4 protein-coding genes and 1 pseudogene are annotated in these 4,712 nt (G+C 69.8%); all 5 read left to right on the top strand.

All coding sequences use genetic code 11. The features are described from left to right. Window positions 1-434 precede the first annotated feature (434 nt). Window positions 435-1,343 carry a 30S ribosomal protein S2 gene (rpsB, locus tag DN069_RS38225; RefSeq protein WP_111507848.1) on the top strand — a complete coding sequence of 303 codons (909 nt, stop codon included), beginning with the start codon at window positions 435-437 and terminating at the stop codon, window positions 1,341-1,343. A 144-nt stretch (window positions 1,344-1,487) separates the two neighbouring features. Next, entirely contained in the window at window positions 1,488-2,321 is an 834-nt protein-coding gene (tsf, locus tag DN069_RS38220; protein WP_111507847.1) for a translation elongation factor Ts, read from the top strand. A gap of 154 nt (window positions 2,322-2,475) precedes the next feature. After that, window positions 2,476-3,225, top strand: a complete 750-nt coding sequence (pyrH, locus tag DN069_RS38215) for a UMP kinase (protein ID WP_111507846.1) — start codon at window positions 2,476-2,478, stop codon at window positions 3,223-3,225. A 116-nt stretch (window positions 3,226-3,341) separates the two neighbouring features. Next, entirely contained in the window at window positions 3,342-3,899 is a 558-nt protein-coding gene (gene frr, locus DN069_RS38210) for a ribosome recycling factor (RefSeq protein WP_111507845.1), read from the top strand. After that, window positions 3,899-4,712: pseudogene (locus DN069_RS41165) on the top strand (hypothetical protein); the annotation flags it as partial. The gene frr and the pseudogene DN069_RS41165, both read left to right, overlap by 1 nt.

The raw sequence follows: 4,712 nt of genomic DNA, 5'->3' as shown, positions 1-4,712 counted from the left end.
CTCCCCCACCTCCGCTGCCGCCCCCGCTCCCCGGCGGCCGCCGGGGAGCGGGGGCGGCAGCGGAGGTGGGGGAGCGAAGGCGGGGGCGGGCGCGGTCCGGGTCATGCCCGCACTCTCGCGCTCCGCCCGGACAACCCTGCCCCGGTCCGGGCAAGTTGTGGACAACCGGCGCCCTGTGGAAAACCTCGCGACTCGCTCGAGTGAGCGCGCGCCCCCGGGCGAGGTCGCCCGGTGTCCGGCGCGTCCCGTACACTTCTTTCGCGACCCGGCGTGCCGGGTCGACTTCGCACGCCCAGCGCCGGTCCTCCGGCGCAGTGCCGCTCGGTCCTCGGCGAACCCCTCGTGGGAGCCCAGGAACCGGCACGAAGCAGGGCGTCAGGCGCCACGGCCACCGGCCGCGGCGGAACAACCGAGCAACCTCAAGGAGCACGGCCATGGCCGTCGTCACGATGCGGGAGCTGCTGGAGAGCGGCGTCCACTTCGGTCACCAGACCCGTCGTTGGAACCCGAAGATGAAGCGCTTCATCTTCACGGAGCGCAACGGCATCTACATCATCGACCTGCTGCAGTCGCTGAACTACATCGACCGCGCGTACGAGTTCGTCAAGGAGACGGTCGCCCACGGCGGCTCCGTCCTCTTCGTCGGCACCAAGAAGCAGGCCCAGGAGGCCATCGCGGAGCAGGCCGGTCGCGTGGGCATGCCCTACGTCAACCAGCGCTGGCTCGGTGGCATGCTGACCAACTTCTCCACCGTCTACAAGCGTCTGCAGCGCCTCAAGGAGCTCAGCGAGATCGACTTCACGGATGTGGCCGGCTCCGGCCTCACCAAGAAGGAGCTCCTCGTCCTGCAGCGCGAGTACGAGAAGCTCGAGAAGACCCTCGGCGGTATCCGCGACATGCAGCGCGTGCCGTCCGCCGTGTGGATCGTCGACACCAAGAAGGAGCACATCGCCGTCGGCGAGGCTCGCAAGCTCAACATCCCGGTCGTCGCGATCCTCGACACCAACTGCGACCCGGACGAGGTCGACTACAAGATCCCGGGCAACGACGACGCGATCCGCTCCGTCACCCTGCTGACCCGCGTGGTCGCCGACGCCGTCGCCGAGGGCCTGATCGCCCGCTCCGGTGCCGCCAAGGCCGACGCCAAGCCGGCCGAGTCGGGTGCCGACCAGCCGCTGGCCGAGTGGGAGCTCGAGCAGCTCGCCGGTGCCGAGAAGAAGGCCGCCGACGCCGAGGCCCCCGCTGCCGAGGCCGCTGCTGCCGAGGCCCCCGCCGCCGAGGCCGAGGTCCAGACCTCCGCGGAGACCGAGAAGGTCGCCGACGCCGAGGCCGAGCAGGCCTGACCCGCCTGAACGCTTGACCGGGGAGGGGTACGGCGGCGATCGCCGACGTACCCCTCCCGTGTGTCGGATCGTGGGTGGAACCAACGGAACCACCCCGATTCTTCGCTCACTTCACAAGACAACGCGAGAAGAGACTCAGGAACCATGGCGAACTTTTCCGCCGCGGACGTCAAGAAGCTCCGCGAGCTCACCGGCGCCGGGATGATGGACTGCAAGAAGGCGCTGGACGAGGCCGAGGGCGACGTCGAGAAGGCTGTCGAGCTGCTCCGCATCAAGGGCCAGAAGGGCGTGGCCAAGCGTGAGGGCCGCGACGCCTCCAACGGCGCCGTCGTCTCCCTGATCGAGGGCACCTCCGGCGTCCTGGTCGAGCTGAACTGCGAGACCGACTTCGTCGCCAAGGGTGACAAGTTCGTGGCCGTCGCCAACGAGCTGGCCGCCTTCGTCGCCGAGAACTCCCCGGCCGACATCGACGCCGCCCTGGCTGCCGAGATCGAGCCCGGCAAGACCGTCCAGCAGTTCGTGGACGAGGCCAACGCGAGCCTGGGCGAGAAGATCGTCTTCCGTCGCTTCGCCCAGTTCAACGACGGCAACTACGTCAACGTCTACATGCACCGCACCGACCCGGACCTCCCGCCGGCCATCGGTGTCATGGTCGAGCTCGACGCCGAGAACGAGGACGTCGCCAAGGGCGTCGCCCAGCACATCGCCGCCTTCGGCCCGACCTACCTCTCCCGTGAGGAGATCCCGGCCGAGGTGCTCGACAACGAGCGCCGCATCGCCGAGGCCACCGCGCGTGAGGAGGGCAAGCCCGAGGCCGCCCTGCCGAAGATCGTCGAGGGTCGCGTCACCGGCTTCGTCAAGGAGAGCGCGGTCCTGGAGCAGGCCTACGCCCGCGACAACAAGAAGACCGTCCAGAAGGTCCTGGACGAGGCCGGCGTCAAGCTGGTCCGCTTCGTCCGCTTCCGCGTCGGCGCCTGATCCACCGGATCGAGCAGCGGGGACGGCTCCGGCCAGCCCCTACGATGTGAGTCGTGAGAACGACGAGGAGGCCACTGCCCTGCGGGTGACCGAACAGGTTCCGGCGGCAGTGGCCTCTTTCTCATACCCAGCTGTGCTTCACAAGGAGGAGCCGATGCAGATGACCGATGACGAGGGCACCACGCGTCGCCGCGTACTGCTCAAGCTTTCCGGCGAGGCCTTCGCCGGCGGCGGTGGCCTGGGCGTCGACCCGGACGTGGTGCACGCGATCGCCCGGGAGATCGCCACCGTGGTGCGCGGCGGCACCGAGGTGGCCGTGGTCATCGGCGGCGGCAACTTCTTCCGCGGCGCGGAGCTGCAGCAACGTGGCATGGACCGGGCCCGCTCGGACTACATGGGCATGCTCGGCACCGTGATGAACTCCCTGGCCCTGCAGGACTTCCTGAACAAGGAGGGCATCGAGACGCGGGTCCAGACCGCGATCACGATGGGCCAGGTCGCCGAGCCCTACCTGCCGCTGCGCGCGGTGCGGCACCTGGAGAAGGGCCGCGTCGTGATCTTCGGCGCCGGTATGGGCATGCCCTACTTCTCCACGGACACCACGGCCGTCCAGCGAGCCCTGGAGATCCACGCCGAGGTGTTGCTGATGGGCAAGAACGGTGTGGACGGCGTCTACGACTCGGACCCGCGCACCAACCCGGCGGCCGTCAAGTTCGACGCCCTGGAATACTCCGAGGTGATCGCCCGGGACCTGAAGGTCGCCGACCTCACCGCGATCACGCTCTGCAAGGACAACGACCTCCCGATCCGCGTGTTCGAGCTGCTCAAGGAGGGCAATATCGCCCGGGCGGTTCGCAATGAGAAGATCGGGACGTTGATCAGCACGGACGCGCCCGACGCCTGAGCGTCCGCTCCCGCTCGCGGGGGATGGACAACCGGGCGGCATTCAGTGAACGTGCCCGGTGGAAGCGAAGTAGTTCCAGCAGTTCGAGACCGGGTCGCCCCGGACAGGAGCAGATTGTGATCGAAGAGACCCTCCTCGAGGCCGAGGAGAAGATGGAGAAGGCCGTCAGCGTCGCCAAGGACGACTTCGCCGCGATCCGCACCGGTCGTGCGCACCCCGCGATGTTCGCCAAGATCGTCGCCGAGTACTACGGCACGATGACCCCGATCAACCAGCTTGCGTCCTTCTCGGTGCCGGAGCCCCGGATGGCGGTCGTCTCGCCGTTCGACAAGAGCTCGCTGCGCGTGATCGAGGAGGCCATCCGCAACTCGGACCTCGGCGTCAACCCGAGCAACGACGGATCGATCATCCGCGTGAACTTCCCGCAGCTCACCGAGGAGCGGCGCAAGGAGTACATCAAGGTCGCCCGCAACAAGGCCGAGGACGCCAAGATCTCGATCCGCAACGTCCGCCGCAAGGCCAAGGACACGCTCGACAAGCTCGTCAAGGACGGCGAGGCGGGCGAGGACGAGGTGCGCCGCGCCGAGAAGGAGCTCGACGACGTCACCAGCCGCTACGTCGCCCAGGTGGACGAGCTGCTCAAGCACAAGGAAGCCGAGCTGCTCGAGGTCTGATGAACGACGATTCCTTCTGGGGGCCCACTCTTGGAGACAGGGGTGCCGGGGCCCACGCACAGGGCCACGGACTGCCACTGGAGGGATCGGCGCCGGAGGGACCGGCGCCGCTCGCTGACGACCAGGCCACCACGCTGCTGCCGCCCGTGACCGACCACGGGCCGGCGGCGGGGCCCGGCCAGGACCCGTACGGGTCGCAGCCCGGCTACGGCCACCCGTCGCAGCCGGCTCAGCAGCCGTATCCGCCGCAGTACGGACAGGCGTCGGCGTACGGGGAGGCCGCATACGGCCCGCCCGGGCCGGGCGGTCCGGTCGCGCCCGGCGGTCAGCCTCCGTACGGTCCCGAGTTCGGCGCCTCGTACGGCCCGTACGGTGCCGAGCCGTCCCAGGGTCTGCACGTGGACCCGGCCATGGCGCACACTCAGTACATGCCTCCCGTCCCGCCGGCCCCCGAGCAGCAGCCCGGAGGCCGGGCCCAGGCCGCCACGGGCGGCTCCGGCGCGCCTGGCGACGGGCCCGGCGCCGGCCTGCCCCCGCACGGCGCTCCCGGTGGTCCCGGCGGGCAGGCACCCCGGTCGGCCCAGGGTGGCCGGGGGAATCAGGCCACCACGCCCGGCCAGCCCGGCAAGGCGAAGAAGGGCCAGAAGGGCGCGCCCAAGGCCGGACGCGACCTGCGGGCCGCCGTCGGCGTGGGGCTCGGCCTCGGCGTCGTCATCCTGGCCTCGCTGTTCGTGGTCAAGTGGCTCTTCGTCGGCGTGGTCGTTGCCCCCGCCCGGCTGCTGATCGCGCGCAGCATCAGGCTGCGCTGCCTGG

The sequence above is a fragment of the Streptacidiphilus pinicola genome (assembly GCF_003258295.1).
Classification (GTDB): domain Bacteria; phylum Actinomycetota; class Actinomycetes; order Streptomycetales; family Streptomycetaceae; genus Streptacidiphilus; species Streptacidiphilus pinicola.
This window is presented reverse-complemented; position numbering and strand designations above follow the sequence as displayed.

What these genes read in the sequence shown, in the direction of transcription:
- rpsB (WP_111507848.1), top strand. Translation starts at nt 435, where the DNA reads ATGGCCGTCGTCACGATGCGGGAGCTGCTGGAGAGCGGCGTCCACTTC.
- tsf (WP_111507847.1), top strand. Translation starts at nt 1,488, where the DNA reads ATGGCGAACTTTTCCGCCGCGGACGTCAAGAAGCTCCGCGAGCTCACC.
- pyrH (WP_111507846.1), top strand. Translation starts at nt 2,476, where the DNA reads ATGCAGATGACCGATGACGAGGGCACCACGCGTCGCCGCGTACTGCTC.